The 19,404-nt window shown below is 70.0% G+C and carries 14 protein-coding genes; 9 read left to right on the plus strand and 5 right to left on the minus strand.

Translation table 11 applies throughout. The features are described 5' to 3' along the window. The 5 genes from galE to WDU93_RS01280 all read left to right on the plus strand — a co-directional run bounded on the left by galE (nucleotide 1) and on the right by WDU93_RS01280 (nucleotide 3,963). Nucleotides 1-978 carry a UDP-glucose 4-epimerase GalE gene (gene galE, locus WDU93_RS01260; RefSeq protein WP_337316541.1) on the plus strand — a complete coding sequence of 326 codons (978 nt, stop codon included), beginning with the start codon at nucleotides 1-3 and terminating at the stop codon, nucleotides 976-978. 4 nt (nucleotides 979-982) lie between these two features. Next, entirely contained in the window at nucleotides 983-1,495 is a 513-nt protein-coding gene (locus tag WDU93_RS01265; RefSeq protein ID WP_337316543.1) for a GNAT family N-acetyltransferase, read from the plus strand. A gap of 203 nt (nucleotides 1,496-1,698) precedes the next feature. After that, entirely contained in the window at nucleotides 1,699-2,166 is a 468-nt protein-coding gene (locus tag WDU93_RS01270; protein ID WP_337316545.1) for an Lrp/AsnC family transcriptional regulator, read from the plus strand. A 55-nt stretch (nucleotides 2,167-2,221) separates the two neighbouring features. Continuing rightward, nucleotides 2,222-3,625, plus strand: coding sequence for an NAD(P)/FAD-dependent oxidoreductase (locus WDU93_RS01275; protein WP_337316547.1), 1,404 nt, complete (start codon nucleotides 2,222-2,224; stop codon nucleotides 3,623-3,625). Next, on the plus strand, nucleotides 3,622-3,963 hold the full coding sequence (locus WDU93_RS01280) for a cupin domain-containing protein (protein ID WP_337316549.1): 342 nt from the start codon (nucleotides 3,622-3,624) through the stop codon (nucleotides 3,961-3,963). Before WDU93_RS01275 ends, WDU93_RS01280 begins: the two co-directional genes overlap by 4 nt. A 32-nt stretch (nucleotides 3,964-3,995) precedes the next feature. On the opposite strand, the gene WDU93_RS01285 is transcribed toward WDU93_RS01280, so the two are convergent. Together WDU93_RS01285 and WDU93_RS01290 are read right to left on the minus strand one after the other, a co-directional pair. Continuing rightward, entirely contained in the window at nucleotides 3,996-4,592 is a 597-nt protein-coding gene (locus WDU93_RS01285) for a TetR/AcrR family transcriptional regulator (protein WP_337316551.1), read from the minus strand. Next, nucleotides 4,589-6,067 (minus strand): APC family permease, encoded by a 1,479-nt coding sequence (locus WDU93_RS01290; protein WP_337316553.1) that lies wholly within the window; start codon nucleotides 6,065-6,067, stop codon nucleotides 4,589-4,591. The genes WDU93_RS01285 and WDU93_RS01290 overlap by 4 nt, the downstream gene beginning before the upstream one ends. A 121-nt stretch (nucleotides 6,068-6,188) precedes the next feature. Here WDU93_RS01290 and WDU93_RS01295 point away from each other — a divergent pair, with 121 nt between their 5' ends. After that, a complete protein-coding gene (locus tag WDU93_RS01295; protein WP_337316555.1) occupies nucleotides 6,189-7,307 on the plus strand; it encodes a DmpA family aminopeptidase in 1,119 nt (372 codons plus the stop codon). Between the two features lie 133 nt (nucleotides 7,308-7,440). On the opposite strand, the gene WDU93_RS01300 is transcribed toward WDU93_RS01295, so the two are convergent. Beyond that, complete coding sequence (locus WDU93_RS01300) at nucleotides 7,441-8,982, minus strand: PucR family transcriptional regulator (protein ID WP_337316557.1); 1,542 nt, start codon at nucleotides 8,980-8,982, stop codon at nucleotides 7,441-7,443. A 102-nt stretch (nucleotides 8,983-9,084) separates the two neighbouring features. On the opposite strand from WDU93_RS01300, the gene WDU93_RS01305 reads away from it, so the two are divergent. The 3 genes from WDU93_RS01305 (at nucleotide 9,085) to WDU93_RS01315 (ending at nucleotide 13,602) form a co-directional block, all read left to right on the plus strand. Next, nucleotides 9,085-10,569: a CoA-acylating methylmalonate-semialdehyde dehydrogenase gene (locus tag WDU93_RS01305; protein ID WP_337316559.1), complete on the plus strand. Its 1,485-nt coding sequence runs from the start codon at nucleotides 9,085-9,087 to the stop codon at nucleotides 10,567-10,569. A 20-nt stretch (nucleotides 10,570-10,589) separates the two neighbouring features. Next, complete coding sequence (locus WDU93_RS01310; RefSeq protein WP_337316561.1) at nucleotides 10,590-11,978, plus strand: aspartate aminotransferase family protein; 1,389 nt, start codon at nucleotides 10,590-10,592, stop codon at nucleotides 11,976-11,978. A 184-nt stretch (nucleotides 11,979-12,162) separates the two neighbouring features. Further along, nucleotides 12,163-13,602, plus strand: coding sequence for a carboxylesterase/lipase family protein (locus WDU93_RS01315; protein ID WP_337316562.1), 1,440 nt, complete (start codon nucleotides 12,163-12,165; stop codon nucleotides 13,600-13,602). A 77-nt stretch (nucleotides 13,603-13,679) separates the two neighbouring features. On the opposite strand, the gene WDU93_RS01320 is transcribed toward WDU93_RS01315, so the two are convergent. Together WDU93_RS01320 and WDU93_RS01325 are read right to left on the minus strand one after the other, a co-directional pair. Continuing rightward, a complete protein-coding gene (locus WDU93_RS01320) occupies nucleotides 13,680-15,692 on the minus strand; it encodes a hypothetical protein (RefSeq protein WP_337316564.1) in 2,013 nt (670 codons plus the stop codon). A gap of 211 nt (nucleotides 15,693-15,903) precedes the next feature. Continuing rightward, entirely contained in the window at nucleotides 15,904-19,344 is a 3,441-nt protein-coding gene (locus tag WDU93_RS01325) for a bifunctional proline dehydrogenase/L-glutamate gamma-semialdehyde dehydrogenase (RefSeq protein ID WP_337316566.1), read from the minus strand. Between the last annotated feature and the right edge of the window lie 60 nt (nucleotides 19,345-19,404).

Raw genomic sequence — 19,404 nt, forward strand, 5'->3', positions numbered from 1 at the left:
ATGTCCTGGCTTGTCACCGGCGGCGCCGGCTACATCGGATCGCACGTCGTTCGGGCTCTTTCGGCGGCCGGCATGACCCCGGTCGTGCTCGATGATCTCTCCAGCGGGCATCCCTCCTTCGTGCCCGAAGACGTCGCTCTCGTGGAAGGCAGCATCCTCGACCGCGAGCTCGTCGAGCGCACACTGCGCGACTACGCCGTGGAGGGCGTCATCCATGTCGCCGGCTTCAAGTACGCCGGTGTCTCGGTCGAGCGCCCGCTGCACACCTACGAGCAGAACGTCGAGGGCACCCGCGTCATCCTCGAGGCGATGCAGGCGGCCGCGGTGACGAACATCGTCTTCTCGTCGAGCGCCGCCGTGTTCGGCACCCCCGACGTCGACCTCGTCGTCGAGGACACCGCCAAGCGCCCCGCGAGCCCCTACGGCGAGTCGAAGCTCATCGGAGAATGGCTCCTGCGTGATCAGGGCATCGCGACGGCAGGCACCGACATCGCCCTGCGCCACACCTCGCTGCGCTACTTCAACGTGGTCGGCTCCGCCGATCTGACGGTCTACGACGTCAGCCCGCACAACCTCTTCCCGATCGTGTTCGAGGCGCTCCTCGCAGGCAACACCCCGCGTATCTTCGGCGACGATTACAACACCCCCGACGGCACCAATGTGCGCGACTACGTGCACGTCGGCGACATCGCGGCGGCACACGTCGTCGCCGCCCAGCGACTGGCCGCCGGCGAACCGATCGAACCGGCCTACAACCTCGGTTCGGGTGACGGGCTGAGCGTGAAGCAGATCATGGATGCCATGGTGCGCGTCACCGGCATCGAGTTCACCCCGACCGTGGCGCCGCGCCGCCCCGGTGACCCCGACCGCATCGTCGCCACCGGCGAGCTGGCCGCGCGCGACCTCGACTGGCAGATGCGGTACACGGTCGACGAGATGGTCGAGAGCGGCTGGAACGCCCGCCGCAACGCGGGCTGAGCGGATGCCGGTCCGCCGCGCCACGGCAGAGGATGCACACGGCCTCGCGGTCGTGCACGTGCTCGGCTGGCAGCGCGCCTACCGCGGACTGCTGCCGCAGCACGTGCTCGATGACCTCTCGATCCCCGATCGCGAGGCCGGCTGGGTGACGATTCTCGGCGACCCGGAGCGGCAGGCACGCACGCTGGTCGTCGAGCGTGACGGCGTGATCGCTGGGTGGGCGGGCTATGGCGCCGCGCGGGATGCCGATGGCCCGGCGAGCGGCGAGCTGTGGGGGATCTACGCCCACCCCCAGTACTGGTCCACAGGCGTCGGGCACGAATTGCTGGTCGCCGTGGAAGACGCGCTGCGCGCCGAGGGGCACGATGCCGCCTACCTCTGGGTGCTCGAGGGCAATGAGCGCGCCGCGTCGTTCTATGAGCGACACGGATGGCTCGACGATGGTGGCACCCGCATCGAGGAGCGGCCAGGCCTCTCGCTGCGCGAGCGCCGGCAGGTGAAAGCGCTCCGGGCCTGAGCGCCCTTCGTCTCGCTGCGCTCGCTCAGGGACCGGGGGAACGCTGCGCTCGCTCAGGGACCGGGGGAACGCTGCGCTCGCTCAGGGACCGGGGGAACGCTGCGCTCGCTCAGGGATCGGGCAGGATGCGGATTCAAAAGCAATCTTGGGCTATTTCTGCGGATTCGGTTGCATGAGCTGCTTTCGGATGCCAAGATCATCACATGAGCGAGAAGCCCAAGGCCCCCGTGCTGGATGACGTGTCGAAGCGGATCATCGAACTGCTGCAGCAGGACGGTCGCCGGCCGTATGCCGACATCGGCCGCACGGTGGGCCTGAGCGAAGCGGCCGTGCGCCAGCGCGTGCAGCGGCTCACCGACGCGGGTGTCGTGCAGATCGTCGCGGTCACCGACCCCCGCCAGCTCGGCTTCTCGCGGATGGCGATGATCGGCATCCGCGTCAAGGGTGACCCCCGCGAGGTGGCCGAGGCTGTCAAGGCCTTCGACGAGATCGCCTACGTGGTCGTCACCCTCGGCTCGTTCGACGTGCTCGCCGAGGCGATCTGCGAGACCGACGAAGACCTGCTCGAACTCGTCTCGACGCGGGTGCGCGCGATCCCCGGCGTCGCCGAGACCGAGTGCTTCCTCTACGCGGGCCTGCACAAGGACTTCTACAACTGGGGCACGCGCTGACCTAGCCGCGCCTTTCGCCGCACCCCCCTCCCCTCATCACATCGGAGTGACCCCCATGGGAACGACCGTCTTCGAACGGCTCCAGCCCGCAGCATCCCTCATCAACGACGCGCTGCGCGACTCCGTGCAGGGTGCCTTCTGGCTCGACGACATCGAACGCCCGATCTACCCGGCACTCACCGGCAGCATCCGCACCGACCTCGTGATCGTCGGCGGCGGCTACGCCGGACTGTGGACGGCCGTGCGAGCCAAGGAGCGCGACCCGCAGCGGCGGGTGGTGCTGCTCGAGGCCGCCCGCATCGGCTGGGCGGCATCCGGTCGCAACGGCGGCTTCTGCGAGGCGAGCCTCACGCACGGTCATGACAACGGCGCCAGCCGCTGGCCCGACGAGATCGAGCGGCTGGAGGAGCTCGGTCTCGAGAACCTCGACGGCATCCAGGACGCCGTCGAGCGCTACGGCATGGATGTCGACTGGGAACGCACCGGGCAGCTCGCCCTCGCACTCGAGCCGCACCAGGTGCCGTGGATGCGCGAGGGCGAGGGCGAGTTCCTCGATCAGGATGCCGTGCGCGCCGAGGTGCACTCCCCGACCTATCTCGCCGGCAACTGGTCGCGGGACACCTGCGCGATCATCCACCCCGCCAAACTCGCCGTGGAGCTCGCCCGCGTCGCCACCGAGCTGGGCGTCGAGATCTACGAGCACAGCCGGGTGATCGGTGTGAGCGGTACAGGCGCCCAGACGGTGACGCTCGCCGGCGGGGCATCGGTGACCGCCGAGCAGGTGGCGCTGGCGACCAACGTGTTCCCCTCGCTGCTCAAGCGCAACCGGCTGATGACGGTGCCGGTGTACGACTACGCCCTGATGACCGAGCCGCTCACGAGCGAGCAGTATGACGCGATCGGCTGGAAGAACCGGCAGGGGCTCGCAGACAGCGCCAACCAGTTCCACTACTACCGGCTCAGCGCGGACAACCGCATCCTGTTCGGCGGATACGACGCCGTATACCACTACGGCGGCAAGGTGCGCGCCAAGTACGAGGAGCGCCCAGAGACCTTCCGCACCCTGGCCTCGCACTTCTTCACCACGTTCCCGCAGCTCGAGGACGTGCGCTTCAGCCACCGCTGGGCCGGCGCGATCGATACCTGCAGTCGGTTCTGCGCCTTCTTCGGCGTGGCCCGCGGCGGCCGGGTCGCCTACGCCACCGGCTTCACGGGTTTGGGCGTGGGTGCGACCCGCTTCGCGGCCGACGTCATGCTCGACAAGCTCGCCGGGGTCGAGACCGAGCGCACGCAGCTGAAGATGGTGCGGACACGCCCCGTGCCCTTCCCGCCCGAGCCGGCGGCATCCGTCGGCGTCAACCTCACCCGCGCGTCACTCGACCGCGCCGACCACAACGAGGGCAAGCGCAACCTCCTGCTGAAGACGCTCGACGCCCTCGGGATGGGATTCGACTCATGACCGATCTCGACCCCGGCACCGTGGTCTCCGCGCTCACGGTGCCGGTGCCGCTCGATGCCGTACCGGCCGCGCAGATCGTCTCCGGCGCCCCGCGCACCGGTTCGCTCGACCTCGATGAGGATCTCGGCATCGGCGTGTGGGAGATGACCCCCGGCGCGATGCGCGACACCGAGATCGACGAGGTCTTCGTCGTGCTGACCGGGGAGGCGACCGTCGAGTTCATCGAGCCGGCACTGCCTGGCATCGAGCTGCGACCGGGCTCGCTGGTGTCACTCACCTCGGGAATGCGCACGATCTGGACGGTGCGCGAGACGCTGCGCAAGATCTACCTGGTGTGACCGGCGCGCGCTCGCGGCGCATTCGTGCTTTCTCAGAGCAGATCGGCGCCCAGCGCCTGCGAGGCGTAAGCGAGCACGGCCTCCCGGCACGCCTGGCGGTCGAGATCGAGACCCACAAGCGGATACAGGTCGTACGCGTCTTCCAGGGCGACGATGTTGCGGGCGATCTCACCCGCGGTCCGGGAGGGCGTGAACACGCCCAGGCCCACGCCGAGTTCGATCGTCGTGCGGTACAGCAACACCTGGCGCTCGACGATCGAACGCATGAGCGGACCGTACTGCGGCTTCTCGCGCACAAGTCCGATGCTCTCGTAGACCATGCGCAGGTCGTCGGAGACGACGTCGGGGATGCCGGCGGTGATCAGTGACCGCATCCGGTCGGCCGGGTCGGGCAGCGTCTGGGCGATGCGATCGCGCCGGTCGTAGAACTCCTCGAGCACGCCCTCCACGCAGGTATAGACCAGCTCGTCGAAGGTGGGGAAGTAGTAGAGCACGCTCCCCGCGCTGACGTCTGCCTCGGCCGCGACCGCGCGCACGTTGGTCTGCGCGAGGCCGCGCTGGGCCGCCACCTTTCGGGTGGCGGCCACGAGCGCGGCTCGGCGGTGCGGATGACGGGGTGACGGCGTCACGGGCGGGGCGCCTCCTCGGCCACGATCGGGATGGACTGCGTCAGTTCGGAGTACGCGCCGGGGTCACGGCGCCGCAGCATCAGGCCCACAACGATACCGGCGATGAACAGCACCGGTGTCGGCAGCAGCAGCCAGAAGTTGATCGGCCCCGGCATACCCGAGACGATCTCGAAGTTGAGCACGACCAGCACGAACGCCACTACCAGCCCGAGCGCTCCGAGCGCCGGGGCGATGATCACGCGCCACACGCTGTGCCCGTGCCGGTCGCGCGAGAAGAACGCGACAGCCGAGATCGCGGCGACGGCCTGGGCGAAGATGACGCCCGCGACGCCGACGGCGTACGTCCAGATCGCCAAGTGCAGGTACGGGTCGGCACCGGTGACGGCGGCGATGAGGATCGCGACGCCGGCGATGGCCACCATCACGGCGCTGGCCACCCAGGGGGCGCCGGTGCGCTCTCCCGTGCGGCCGAGCGCGGCCGGCAGCAGACGCTCGCGGCCGAGAGCGAACAGGTAGCGGCTGGTGGCGTTGTGGAAGGCGAGCACGCAGGCGAAGAAGCTGGTGACGATGAGGATCTGAATGACCACAGCAGCCCAGGCGCCGAGGTAGTTCTCGCCGGCGATGATGACCATGCCGGTGAACGCGTCAGACTGCGCCATCGCGATGACGCCCTCGACGCCGAAGGCGAGGGTGACGATCCAGAACGCGAAGGCGTAGAAGAGGCCGAGGAAGGCGACGGCGATGTAGGTGGCCCGCGGGATCGTCTTCTCGGGATCCTTCGCCTCTTCGGCGTAGATCGCGGTGCCCTCGAAGCCGAGGAAGGCGCCGAAGGCGATGACGATGAGCGCCGCCACGCCGGGTCCGCTGAAGACCGACTCGGGCGAGAACGGCACGGTGCTGGCGGGCTCGGGTCCACCGTTGATCAGCACGGCGATCGAGAGGATGACGAGGATGCCGACCTCGGCCGTGAGCAGCACGGCGAGCACCCGCGCGCCGACGTCGATCTTGCGGGAGCCCAAGACAGCGATCAGCACGAGCGCGGCAAGCGACCACACCCACCACGGGATGTCGATGCCGAGCAGGCTCGCGGCCGTCATCTGCGCGAAGAAGCCGATGAAGCCGTAGAACGAGACGCCGAGCACGGCGTAGGCGAGCACCGTGACGAAAGCGATACCAATGCCGGCCGGCTTGCCCAGCCCTCGCCCGACGTAGGCGTAGAAGGCGCCCGCGTTACGCACGTGGGTCGACATCGCCGTGAAGCCGAAGGAGAACAGGATGAGCACGCCGGCGGCGAAGAGCATGGCACCGGGCGCGCCGATGCCGCCCAGGCGGAACGCCGCAGGTGCGGCGCTCACGACGACGGTCAGCGGAGCCGCCGCCGACATGACGAAGAACACGATGTCCCAGACCCCCAGCCTTCCGACCGCGAGACTGCCGGTGGGCGTGGGGTCGACTTCGGGTGTCGACGTGGTCATGGATCCTCCTTGATCGCTGCCTGACTTTGAACACTCATTCAAAGTCCTTGAACACTTCCGCGTCAAGAGTGCTATGTTGCGAACACGTAAACCCTGACGTGTGTTCAGAGTGGAGGACACGATGACGACGACGCGCGCCCGAGACCTCGGCATCCCCCTGGAGGGGACGCCGGGTCAGTGGAATGCCCTCACCGACGTACCCGGCGTCGAGATCGGCTACACGACGCTCATTGAAGGCGAACCCGGCGCCGAGAGCGTTGCGCGCACTGGCGTCACGGCGATCCTCCCGCGGGGGCGAGCAGGTGCCGGTACGCCGGTCGCGGCCGGCACCTACTCGCTCAACGGCAACGGCGAGCTCACCGGGCGCACCTGGATCGACGAGGCAGGCATGTTCTCGACGCCCATCGCGATCACCAACTCCCACAGCGTCGGCGCCGTGCACCGCGGGGTCGACCTGTGGATGCACGAGCACCACCCGGAGGCCTCCGTGCAGTGGATGCTGCCGGTCGTCGGCGAGACGTGGGACGGCTACCTCAACCAGATCAACGGCGACCATGTCACCAGCGAGCATGCCCGCGCGGCCCTCGATGCCGCGGCATCCGGCCCTGTCGCCGAGGGCAACGTCGGCGGCGGCACCGGCATGAACTGCTACAGCTTCAAGGGCGGTTCGGGCACCGCGTCGCGCGTCGTCGCCTACGGCGACCGCGACTACACCGTGGGGGTGTTCCTGCAGGCGAACTTCGGCTCCCGGGCAGAGTTCACCGTGCTCGGTCACCACCTCGGACCCGCTTCGTCCGCACCCGCTCCGATCGAGGACGCGGCGTGGTTCGTGCGCGAGGGCGAGGCGGCCCGGCGCTCCGTTCCCGGCGCCGGCAGCGTGATCGTCATCGTGGGCACCGATGCCCCGCTGCTGCCCGGTCAGTGCGAGGCGCTCGCCCGTCGGGTGCCGCTCGGGCTTGCCCGCACCGGCACCACCGGCGGTCATTTCTCGGGCGACATCTTCCTGGCGTTCTCGACCGCGAACGAAGGGTCGCTGGTGTCGAGCATGGCCGACCAGCGCGACCTCGACTCCCTGGCGTTCATCCCCTGGGGCCGCATCGACGCGTTCTACACTGCCGTGGTCCAGGCTGTGGAAGAGGCCATCCTCAATGCCCTGGTCGCCGCAGAGGACCTCGCCGGTCGCGACGACCACATCAGCTACGCGCTCCCCCACGACGAGGTGCGCGCCGCGTTCTCCTGAACGCACACCCAGCCCCGCGTGCCACCCCCATTCGCACGCGGACCCGGCGCGCGGTGTGCAGAAACGTCGCGGAATCGGCCCTGCGAGCGGCGTTACTGCACACCGCGCGAAAACATGTGCGCCCCGAGCCGACTCAGCGCGCGGCGGCGAGCAGGGCCAGGTGCAGGCCCGCGAGCGTCTCACCATCGTCGAGATCAGCACCCAGCAGGTCGGAGATCAGCGCGATCCGCTGGTAGAAGACCGACCGCGACAGGTGCGAGGCCGCGGCCGCGGCCGTGCGATTGCCCGGATGCGCCACGACAGCGCGCAACACCCGCACGAGGTCGCCGCCGGTGGCGTCATCGTGACGGATCAGCGGGGCCAGCATCCGCTCGCTGTGTTCCTGCAGGCGGTGGTCGGCGCCGAGCTCGGTGACCAACCGGGTGAGGGGGCGGTCATCGACCCGGCGCAGCTCGCCCGGTTGCAGGCGTGCGGCGAGCAGCCGGGCGGCCCGCACGCTCGCCAACAGTTCCGGCACGTTCGCGGCGGGCGCTCCCACGGCGAGCCCGGCGGGCAGGACGGATGCCACGCGCGCCAGCGCCGCCGTCGGCACAGGTTCCGCCGACGAGAGCACGAACACTCCCGCACCGTCGTGCACCGCTCCACGGGCGTGAAGCCCGTCGATCTCGTTGCACACGGCCAACGCTGCGGCGACAGCTGCGGCATCCGCCCGCTCTGCCACCCACACGCCGAGCACCCGACCCCGCAGCGGCAGCCCCGCAGACTCCAGGCGTGCCGCGACGTCGTCGACGCCAGTGTGCTGACCGCCGGCGACGGCGGAGACGAGCTCCCTCGCCGCCAGAGCAGTCCAGGCGCCGGGCCCGTCGGCCAGGCGGGAGAACGCCAGCGCGGTCGCGGCCAGCTGCAGTACGGTCATGGTGCCGGCCGGGTGTGCGGGCGCGTCGAGGGTCGCCAGCGTGCCCCACCGCTCGCCGCGGGCCTCGACGGGTACAGCTGTCAGCCCGACCCCTGCGCGCGAGCGCGCCGCCCAGCCGGCGAGGAGTTCGGCGACCGAGAGGTCACGGGTGTCGGCGGCGACGACCTCGCGATCCAGCGCCTCGAGTACGACGGGCGCGCCGAGTACGCGGGCGGTCTCGTGCACCACGGTGTCGGCCGGGGCGCCACGCAGGCTGAGCCCGGTGAACAATTCATGCAGGCGCTGCCGCTCCTGCAGCGCCTCCAGCTGGCCGGCGATGATACGCCGGTGCACGGCCTCGGTCAGTGCGACGAACTTCACCTCCCGGTGCAGCACGATCAGCGCCAGCCCTCGCTCACGGCAGGCCGCGACGAACGCCGGCGGCATCACCGAGAAGCGGTTGCCGAGCTCGACCACCACACCGGCAACGCCGACGTCGGCGAGACTATCCGCGAGAGCCCGCAGCGCGGCGGAATCCCCCGACCAGGCCGCGGCCGTCGACAGGAGCAGTTCGCCGCCGTCGAGCAGAGGCGCGACGCGATCACTGTCCGAGACGTGCACCCAGCGCACGGGCGCCTGCAGCGCGGCGCCCCCGACGAGCACCTCCGGGTCGCCCAGGCGCACGGCCCGCTCGGCCAGCACCTCACCCACACTCGGCAGCGCCGCACCCTCCGGACGATCTGTCCGAAAGGTCGTCAAGTCCTGACGGTCTGCGCTCATGCATCCATCCTCTCCTTTGAAAGCATGGGGATCAAGCCGCCAGGACCACCCCGGTCACTCTGTGCGGCACGCATCCACCCCCACCTCGATGAGGAGCCTTCCGTGACCACGATCCGTCACTTCATCGGCGGCGCAGACGCCGGCGAGACCACGCGCACCCTGCCCGTCTACAACCCCGCCACCGGCGAGGCGCACCGTGAGGTCGCCGCGGCGTCGACGGCCGAGGTCGAGCAGGCGATCGCCGTGGCGAAGGCGGCACTGCCCGCATGGCGCGCCTCGAGCCTGATCAAGCGCGCCGACGTGTTCTTCCGTCTGCGCCAGATCCTCGCCGAGCGCACCGACGAGCTGGCAGCGATCGTCACCAGCGAGCACGGCAAGGTGCTCTCGGATGCCGCCGGCGAGGTCTCGCGCGGCATCGAGAACGTCGAATTCGCCGCCGGTCTCGTGCACCTGCTCAAGGGTGAGCGCGCCGAGCAGGTCTCGCGCGGTGTCGACGTGCACTCGGTCAAGCAGCCCGTGGGCGTGGTCGCCGCCATCACCCCGTTCAACTTCCCCGTCATGGTGCCGCTGTGGATGATCGCCTCGGCGATCGCGTGCGGCAACACCGTCGTGCTCAAGCCCAGCGAGAAGGACCCGTCGGCGGCGATCTGGCTGGCCAAGGCCTTCCAGGAGGCGGGCCTGCCCGATGGCGTGCTCAACGTCGTCAACGGCGACAAGGAGGCCGTCGACGCACTGCTCGAGTCGCCCGACATCGCCGCGGTGAGCTTCGTCGGCTCCACCCCGATCGCGCAGTCGATCTACCAGCGCGCCTCGGCCGCCGGCAAGCGCGTGCAGGCGCTGGGTGGCGCCAAGAACCACATGGTCGTCATGCCGGATGCCGACATCGACGGCGCTGCGGCGGCCGCGGTCTCGGCCGCGTACGGCTCCGCCGGCGAGCGCTGCATGGCCGTGTCGGTGCTCGTGGCGGTCGGCGACATCGCGGATGACCTCGTCGAGGGCATCCGCTCCCGCATCGCCGACCTGCGCATCGGCGACGGCACCGACCCCGCCAGCGAGATGGGTCCGCTGATCACCCGTGAACACCGCGACCGCGTCGAGTCGTACGTGACCGGTGCGGCGGCCGAGGGCGCCACCGTGGTCGTCGACGGCACGCAGAAGGCCTTCGAGGGTGACGGGTTCTTCACCGGCGTCAGCCTGCTCGACAACGTGCGCCCCGGCATGAAGGTCTACGAGGACGAGATCTTCGGACCGGTGCTCGCCGTCGTGCGCGTCGACAGCTACGCCGAGGCCGTGGAACTCGTCAACGCCCACACTTTCGGCAACGGCACGGCGATCTTCACCCGCGATGGCGGCACCGCCCGTCAGTACGAGTTCGACGTCGAGGTCGGCATGGTCGGCATCAACGTGCCGATCCCCGTGCCGGTGGGCGCGTTCTCGTTCGGCGGTTGGAAGAAGTCGCTGTTCGGCGACTCGCACATCTACGGCCCCGAGTCGATCCACTTCTACACGCGCTCGAAGGTCGTCACCACCCGCTGGCCCGACCACACGCCCGCCCAGGTCGACCTCGGCTTCCCGAGCAACCACTGACCCGCGAAGGAGCACACGTCATGACCGAGTACACCGACCGCCAGGGCCACACGCACGCGCTACCGGATGCCGCAGCCGAGGCGCAGGTGCGCGCCGACGATCGCGCGCATGTGTTCCACTCGTGGAGCGCCCAGGGCCTGATCGACCCGCTGCCTGTCGCCGCCGGCGAGGGTTCGACGTTCTGGGACTACGAGGGCAACGCCTACCTCGACTTCTCCAGCCAGCTGGTGAACCTGAACCTCGGGCATCAGCATCCTGATCTCGTCGCGTCGATCCAGCAGCAGGCGGGTCGCCTCGCGACCATCCAGCCGGCGATCGCGAGCGATGTGCGCGGCGAGCTCGCCCGGCTGATCGCCGAGGTCGCGCCCGACGGCTTCGAGAAGGTGTTCTTCACCAACGGCGGCGCCGAGGCGAACGAGTATGCCGTCCGCATGGCCCGGCAGGTGACCGGCCGCCGCAAGGTGCTGTCGATGTACCGCAGCTACCACGGCTCGACGTCGACGGCGATCTCGCTGACCGGCGACCCGCGCCGGTGGGCGAACGACCCCAGCGACATCGGCGCGGTGCGGTTCTTCGGCCCCTACCTGTACCGTTCGCCGTTCCACTCCGAGACCCTGGAGCAGGAGAGCGAGCGGGCACTGGCCCACCTGGAGCAGACGATCCTGCTCGAGGGCCCGTCGACGATCGCCGCGATCATCATCGAGACGGTCGTCGGCACCAACGGCGTGCTCGTGCCGCCGCCCGGCTATCTGCAGGGCGTGCGCGAGCTGTGCGACCGGTTCGGCATCCTGTACATCGCCGACGAGGTCATGGTCGGCTTCGGCCGCCTGGGCGAGTGGTTCGGCATCGACGCGTTCGGCGCCCGCCCCGACCTCATCACCTTCGCGAAGGGTGTGAACTCGGGGTACGTGCCCCTGGGCGGCGTGGTCATCTCCGACCGCGTGGCGGAGTTCTTCGACCGCACGGCGTTCCCCGGCGGGCTCACCTACTCAGGGCACCCGCTGGCCTGCGCCGCCGGTGTGGCGACCTTCGAGGTGTTCCGTCGCGACGGCATCCTGGAGCGCGTGCGCGACCTGGGTGAGCGGATCGTCGAGCCGACCCTGCGCGGCTGGGTGGAATCGCACCCGAGCGTCGGCGAGGTGCGCGGGCGCGGGCTGTTCTGGGCCGTGGAGCTCGTGCGCGACAAGGAGACCCGCGAGCCGCTGGTGCCGTTCAACGCGGCCGGAGCGGATGCTGCGCCGATGGGCGCCTTCGCGGCCGCAGCCAAGAAGGCGGGCGTCTGGCCGTTCGTGCACTTCAACCGCACGCACATCGCCCCGCCGCTGGTGATCAGCGAGGACGACCTGGTGCGCGGCCTGTCGGTGATCGACGAGGCCCTCACCGTCGCCGACGCCTACACCACCTCCTGACCCCACCCCGCACCACCTCCCCGCACCGCCCCGCACCACCTCCGCCGAGACCCCGTCCTGTCGCCCACACCCCGTGCTGTGGGCGCCCGTAGGGCGGGGTCTCGACGCGTACCCGGGGTCTCGGCGAGGGTCGGAGTCACGCGGAGTTCAGAAACGCCATGAGGGCGCGGGCGATACTGGGGAGGTGGAAGAGGATGCTGTCGTGCGCACGGTCGAGGGGCCGGTGCGCGGCATCCGACGGGCGGGGGACATCGCGTTTCTCGGCATCCCGTACGCAGCCTCACCGACCGGCAAGCGGCGGTTCCTTCCCCCGCAGCCGCTGACGCCGTGGACCGAGGTCCGCGATGCGACGACCTACGGCCCCACCCCGCAGCGGCGCGAGGAGGATGACGCGATCATCCCCGAGCGCAGCGTGCAGGGCGCCGAGACCCTGAACCTCAACATCTTCACCCCCGCGCTGCAGGGCGCCCGGCCCGTGCTCGTCTGGATCCATGGCGGTGGCTTCTCGTCGGGTTCACCGGTGAGCGAGTGGTACGACGGCTCCACGTTCACGCGTGACGGCGTGGTGCTGGTCACCATCTCGTACCGGCTCGGATTCGACGGGTTCGGCGTCATCGACGGCGCACCCGACAACCGCGGGGTGCGCGACTGGCTCGCTGCCCTCGAGTGGGTGCAGCGCAACATCGCCGCCTTCGGAGGCGATCCGGGACGGGTCACGATCGGCGGCCATTCCGCGGGCGGCGGGGCCGTGCTCACACTGCTCGGGATGCCGCAGGCCCAGCATCTGTTCCGCGCCGGGATGTCGTTCAGCGGGGCGTTGGGTGATCTGCCGCGCGAACTGGCCGAGCGGCGCAGCATCCGCCTCGCCGAACTCGTCGGCGTCGAGCCAACCCTGGCGGGGTTCCGCTCGGTCCGCGAGCGCGCCCTCACCCGCCGCCAGTACGAGGCATCACTGCTCGGCCGGCGCGGGCTCGGCGAGGCGACGGCCGCGATCGAAGACGGACTCCCCTGGGCGCCGGTGATCGACGGTGATCTGCTCGCGCGCCCCACCGTCGATGCTCTCGCCGCCGGTGTCGGCGCCGACAAGCCGCTGCTTCTCGGCGCCACGGATGACGAGTTCACCATGGCGCTCGACTCCGCCCCGCGCATCCTGCGGTATGTGCCCGCGCGGATCGCCCTGCGAGCGCTGGAGCGCACCACCGCGTTGCGCCGCCTCTGGTTCCGCAGCAACCGCGCCCGCAGGGGAACCGTCGCGGTCCTCGGGCGCTACGTCGCCGACCGGGTGTTCCGGGCGCTCGTCGTGCGCGTCGCCGAGGCCAGGCGGGATGCCACGACCTGGGTCTATCGCTTCGCCTGGCCGTCGCCGGTGACCGGCTGGGCGCACCACTGCCTCGACGTGCCGTTCTGGTTCGACCGTCTGGACGCCGAACAGGTCACTCCCATCGCCGGCGAGCATCCGCCACAGCACCTCGCCGATGACCTGCACGCCGCCGCCGTCGCGTTCGTGACCTCAGGCGACCCGGGGTGGCCCGCCTGGCGGACCGACCCCGGGATCACCCGCGTCTTCGGCGCCGAACCTGCCCTCTCCCGCACCGCCTACGACGACGCCCTCCCCCTCGTCTGACCCATTCCGCACCGCGTGAGGAGTCAGTCCGCGAGCGAGAGCTCGTGCTTGGAGAGACGGCGGAAGGGCGGGCCAGGTCAGCGCTGGTTGACCGTGATCTGAATGAGGTTGCGCCCGCGAATTGCGTAGAAGTTGTCGTGCTCATCGACGGCCGAGCGCGGGATGCCGTACCACTCCCCATTCAGGGTGGTGAGGTCAGTGCGCGCGAAGGTCTTCGGGTCGAACCGGAAGAACGCGGCACTGGAGGTGCCGTACACCGCCCCGCGGTTCACGAGCAACGTGCCGTAGTTCGGCACGACGTCGCGATGCCGGGAACGGTGGATCACGGCGCGGGTGCGCAGATCGACCACAACCAGTTCGCCGCGGTAGCCCATGACATACAGGTGGTGCCCCCGCACCGCGAGCCCCGTGACGCCGGCGGTGTCTTCCAGGGGGTCGATGCGCCACAGTTCGCTGTGTGTGACGGGGTTCCACGCGACCACGACCCCGCGACCTCCGGTGACGTCCCCGCCGAGGTAGGCGACGCCTTCGTGCGTGGCGACCGAGCGCACCATCTGACGTGCGTCGATCGGGTTGATCGCCGAGGTGAGTACGTCGGCCACGGGGTCGTAGGCGAGCAGGCTGCCACCGCCGAGGGTGTCGCTCTGCACGCCGAGCAGCAGCAGCTGATTCACGTCATCCCACACCACCTGATGCGGGCGGTTCTGCGCGGTGGGGAACTTCTCGACGATCTTCGGCCACTGGCCATCCACCGCGGGGTCGTGCCGCACGATGCCGACGTTGCTGTATTGGCCGAAGTAGGCCACGCCGTTCACGATGTCGATGTCCTTCGCCTCGGAGCCGGCGAACAGGCGGGTCGTGGTGCCCGTGGCCAGTTCGCGCCGCGAGACCGCGTTGGTGCCTCCGACGTAGACCACACCGCCGCTCGCCGCGACTGACATCGCCAACTGCGCGTCGGCTGGCGCCCCTGCCGCGATCACGTCATGCACCACATGGGCGCCGGTGCCGAGGTCGATTTCGACGGCAAGGCCAAAGGCCGAGACGGTCCAGATCTTGCCATCACGCACGAATAGACCCCACAGCTCGCCCAGGTCAACCCCCTGCGGGGTCAGATTCCGTACGGCGCCCGTGCTGCGGTCAAGCTCATTGATGCCGCCGAGCAGCGTGTACACCTTGCCGTCGGCGTGGGTGAGGTTCTTCGCCGAGCCACCCTTGCCGAGGCGGGCGAGCGTGTACTGGGTCGGGTCGTTGCGGTCGATGAACGCGATCGCGGCACCCTGTGGGGTGATGCCAGTGGCGCAGACGGTGGTCTCGTCGAGGATGATGAGGTCGCGCACCTCGATCCCGGCGGCGAACTCGGGCGGCAGGATCGAGCGGACAGCCCCTGTCGCGCGATCCATCACCCACAGACCCGCCTTACTGCTGGTGGGCAGGGCGTTGAGCACGCTGCCGGTGCCGATGTAGACCTCGTTCTCGCTGGCGGCGAGCGCGCGGATCATGGTGGCCTTCGGGTCGGGGATAGCGGCAACGTCGAGCACACCGGTTGTGGTGTTGTAGCGCCGTAGGCGTGGACGCAGATCGCTGCTCATCTCTCGTCCACCGAAGAAGAGCACGCCGTCGGGAGCGACTGCGAGCGCATACGGGTCGAGCGCGGGGATGTCGTGCAGATCCTGCTTGGGAGCGCCGGGCTGGCTGAGGTCGAGGCGGATGAGGCCGGGCCCTGGCGCGGTGTTGTACTGGCGGATCGCCGCGTACAGGTAGCGCCCCTCGGCGTCGGGCACGAGGAGCTGGGTGCTGATGCCAGGGCCGTTCGTGACGCTCGTGACCGTGCCCGTGGGGATGTGGTACCCGACGATCCGGAATGGCGCGATGTTGCGCGAGGCGATGTAGACGGTGTCCCCTACGCGCGTGGCGGCGGCATGCGAGAAGGCCGTGACGGCGGGGCCGAGGTCGGTCACCGTGACGGCGGGGTTGCTGCCGGGGCCCGCGAAGGCGGGGGTGACGGCACATGCGGCGAGCGTGAGGCCGCCGATGGCTCCGAACTGGAGCAGCTGCCGGCGCGAGAGCGGGGAGGTCGCGAGAGGGGGCATGGGGATTCCTCTTCGTTGAGGGGCTGTCGGACGATCACAAGCTAGTGATCACCGCCATCCGATCTCCACAAAACGCACAGAACCTCACACGTCCGCACGCCCCGCCGAGACCCCGCCTCAGCGTCGAGACCCCGGGCTGCAGACACCCAAAGGGCGGGGTGTCGGCGACAGCACGGGGTCTCGGCGAAAGGGGAAAGATCGCGCTCGCGGGTCAGCGGCTGGCGGGCGCCAGCAGCGGGATCTCGTAGCGGTGCGGGGTGCCGAAGCGGTGCGCGGTCACCGACACGGCCTGCTCGCGCAGGAAGGTCACCTGCTCCACGCGGCCGGCGGCGACCACCGGGTTGGCGTAGATCGCCAGGCTCGGCGAGCCGTTCACGGCGAGGGCCGTGGCGGCAGCATCCGCACCGATCAATCGCACGCGACCGGCGGAACCGGCGAGGCGACGCGCATGAGCGCCCCATGCATCGGCATCCTCGGTGACGACGGTGACGTCGTGCGCACCGAGCCAGGTGACCACCGGCGCGGGCAGCGCGGCGGCAGCGCTGACGGTCAGGCGCGAGCCGGTACGGATGCCGGCGGCGACGACCCGGATGAGCTCCGCCACCCGCTCGCCTTCGAACCGCACCGTGACCGGAACGGCCTGGTAGCGCAGAGCGTTCTGCTCGGTGACGAGGCCGGTCGCGTCGCGCACGACACCGAACTCATCGGCCCAGGCGTCGATGTCGGTGGCGAGGGCGCCGCGCAGCCACGCGGCATCCGCACCGTCGACGAGCGCCGCAGCCGACTGGCCCAGCTCGTCCAGCGCGGTGGCGGTGTTGACCGGCGCATCCGTCCACTCCGACAGACCAACGAGGTAGTTCGGGCCACCGGCCTTGGAGCCGGCACCGACGGCCGCCTTCTTCCAGCCGCCGAACGGCTGACGCTGCACGATGGCGCCGGTGGTTCCGCGGTTGACGTACACGTTGCCGGCCTCGATGCGGGCGAGCCACTGCTGGATCTCGTCCTCGTCGAGGGAGTGCAGGCCGCTGGTGAGGCCGTACTCGATGGTGTTGACGATGTCGATGGCCTCATCGAGCGTGTCGGCGGTCATGATGCCCAGCACCGGACCGAAGTACTCGACCAGGTGGAACTCGCTGCCGGGCTTGACGCCGTCGCGGATGCCGGGGCGCCACAGCTGCCCGTCGGCGTCGAGCTTCTCGGGCTCGAGCAGCCACGACTGACCCGGGTGCAGTTCGGTGAGCGCGCCGAGCAGCTTGCCTTCGGCCGGTCCGATCAGCGGGCCGATGCGGGTGGAGCCGTCACTCGGCTCACCCACCTCGTAGGCGCGTACGGCGTCGACGAGCTGGCGGCGGAAGCGCTCCGAGGTCGCGGCAGAGCCGACGAGCACGACGAGGGATGCTGCCGAGCATTTCTGACCTGCGTGGCCGAAGGCCGAGTACGCGACATCCTTCGCGGCAAGGTCGAGGTCGGCCGCCGGGGTGACGATGATGGCGTTCTTGCCGCTGGTCTCGGCGAGCAGGGGCAGGTCGGGGCGGAAGCCGCGGAACAGCTCGGCGGTCTCGAAACCACCGGTGAGGATGACGCGGCCGACGGCCGGGTCGCTCACGAGCTGGGTGCCGAGGTCGCGGCCGTCGAGCTGCACGTACTGCAGCACCTCGCGCGGCACGCCGGCCTCCCACAGCGCCTCGACCATGACGGCACCCGAACGGCGCGCCTGACGGGCGGGCTTGATGATGACAGGCGATCCGGTGGCGAGCGCCGAGAGCACGGAGCCGGCGGGAATGGCGACCGGGAAGTTCCACGGCGGGGTGACGACGGTCAGCCCGACCGGCTGCATGGTGGCACCGTCGACGGCGGCGAGGGCACGGGCCGACTCGGCGTAGTAGTGCGCGAAGTCGATCGCCTCGGAGACCTCGGGGTCACCCTGCTCGATGACCTTGCCGGCCTCAGAGCCCATCACCTCGAGCAGCTCGGCGCGACGCGCCTCGAGGATGTCACCAGCGCGGTGCAGGATCTCGGCACGCCCCTCGGCGCCCAGCGCACGCCACGCCTCACCGGCGGCGACCGCGGTCGCGATGCGCTCGTCGACCTGCGCGGCACTGCTGAGCGTGTTCGCCGCGACGGTGTCATTGCCGAGCGTGGAGTCCTTCATGCGGGCGCGGATGGCATCGCCCCAGGCGCGGTTGGCCGCGAGCGAGGGGTCGGTGTCGGGGGTGTTCACGAAGCCATCGCGCAGCGCCGGGGCCGCAGGGGCGGTGCGGTCCTGCACGCGGTTGGAGGCGGGAACCTCGGCCGGCATCGTCGCGACGGATGCCAGGAAGCGCTGCTTCTCACGCTCGAACAGCTGCGGGTCGGTGTCGAGGTCGAAGACCGCCGACATGAAGTTCTCGTGCGAGGCGCCCTCTTCCAGGCGGCGGATGAGGTACGCGATCGCGACGTCGAACTCGGCCGGGTGCACGACCGGCGTGTAGAGCAGCAGCGAGCCGACGGTGCGCTTGACGACCTCGGCCTGGGCGGATGCCATGCCGAGCAGCATCTCGAATTCGATCCCCTCGGTCACGCCGCGCTTCTCGGCGAGCAGCCAGGCGAGGGCGATGTCGAAGAGGTTGTGGCCGGCGACGCCGATGCGCACGTTACCGATGTGCTCCGGGCGCAGCGAGTAGTCGAGCACGGCCTTGTACGACGAGTCGGACTCCTGCTTGGTCGACCAGGTCGCCAGCGGCCAGCCGTGCGTCTCGGCATCCACCGTCTCCATCGGCAGGTTGGCGCCCTTGACGACGCGCACCTTGATCGGGGCGCCACCGGCGGCAACGCGGGCGGCTGCCCACTCCTGCAGGCGCACCATGGCCGAGAGGGCGTCGGGCAGGTAGGCCTGCAGCACGATGCCGGCCTCGAGGTTCTGGAACTCGGGACGGTCGAGGATGCTGGTGAAGACCGCGATCGTCAGGTCGAGGTCCTTGTACTCCTCCATGTCGAGGTTGATGAACTTCTTGCCGCGCGCGGCGATCGTGTACAGCGGCACAAGGGCATCGGCGGCGTGCGCGACGGCCTCATCGAAGGCCCACGGGCTGTGCGGGGCGACGGTGGAAGACACCTTGATCGAGACGTAGTCGACGTCGTCGCGCTGCAGTAGACGACGGGTGCCTTCGAGGCGGCGCGCGGCCTCGTCCTTGCCGAGGATGGCCTCACCGAGCAGGTTGATGTTCAGGCGCACGTTCTCGGCCTGCGTGATGCGCCCGATGGCCGAACCCAGCTGCGCGTCACGGGCGTCGACGATGAGGTGGCGCACCATGCTGCGCAGCACGCGCCGGCTGATCGGCACCACGATGCCCGGCATGATCGGAGCCATCGCGCCGCCCAGGGCGATCGCACCGCGGAGCGGGGCGGGGAGGAACTTCGGGGTGAGCGGCACGATCTCGCGCAGCTTCTGCGCGGCGACCTTGGTGTCTTCGGGGCGCACCACGCCGTCGACGAAGCCGACGGTGAAGGCGAGACCGTTCGGGTCGCGCAGCACGCCGGCGAGTCGCTCGGCGGCCTTGTCGACCGGAATCTCGCGGCTTTCGATCAGCCACTGACGCACGAGGGCGACGGCGTCATCGGCGAGTTCGGCCAGTTCTGCGGGGGAGGTGAGGGGGGCGGCAGCGGTGCTCATCCTCTCAGTGTGCGCCTGTTAACCGTGCAAGAAAAGCGATCGTTGATGAACGATAATGTT

The organism is Microbacterium istanbulense (genome assembly GCF_037204145.1).
In the GTDB taxonomy this organism is placed as follows: Bacteria; Actinomycetota; Actinomycetes; order Actinomycetales; family Microbacteriaceae; genus Microbacterium; species Microbacterium istanbulense.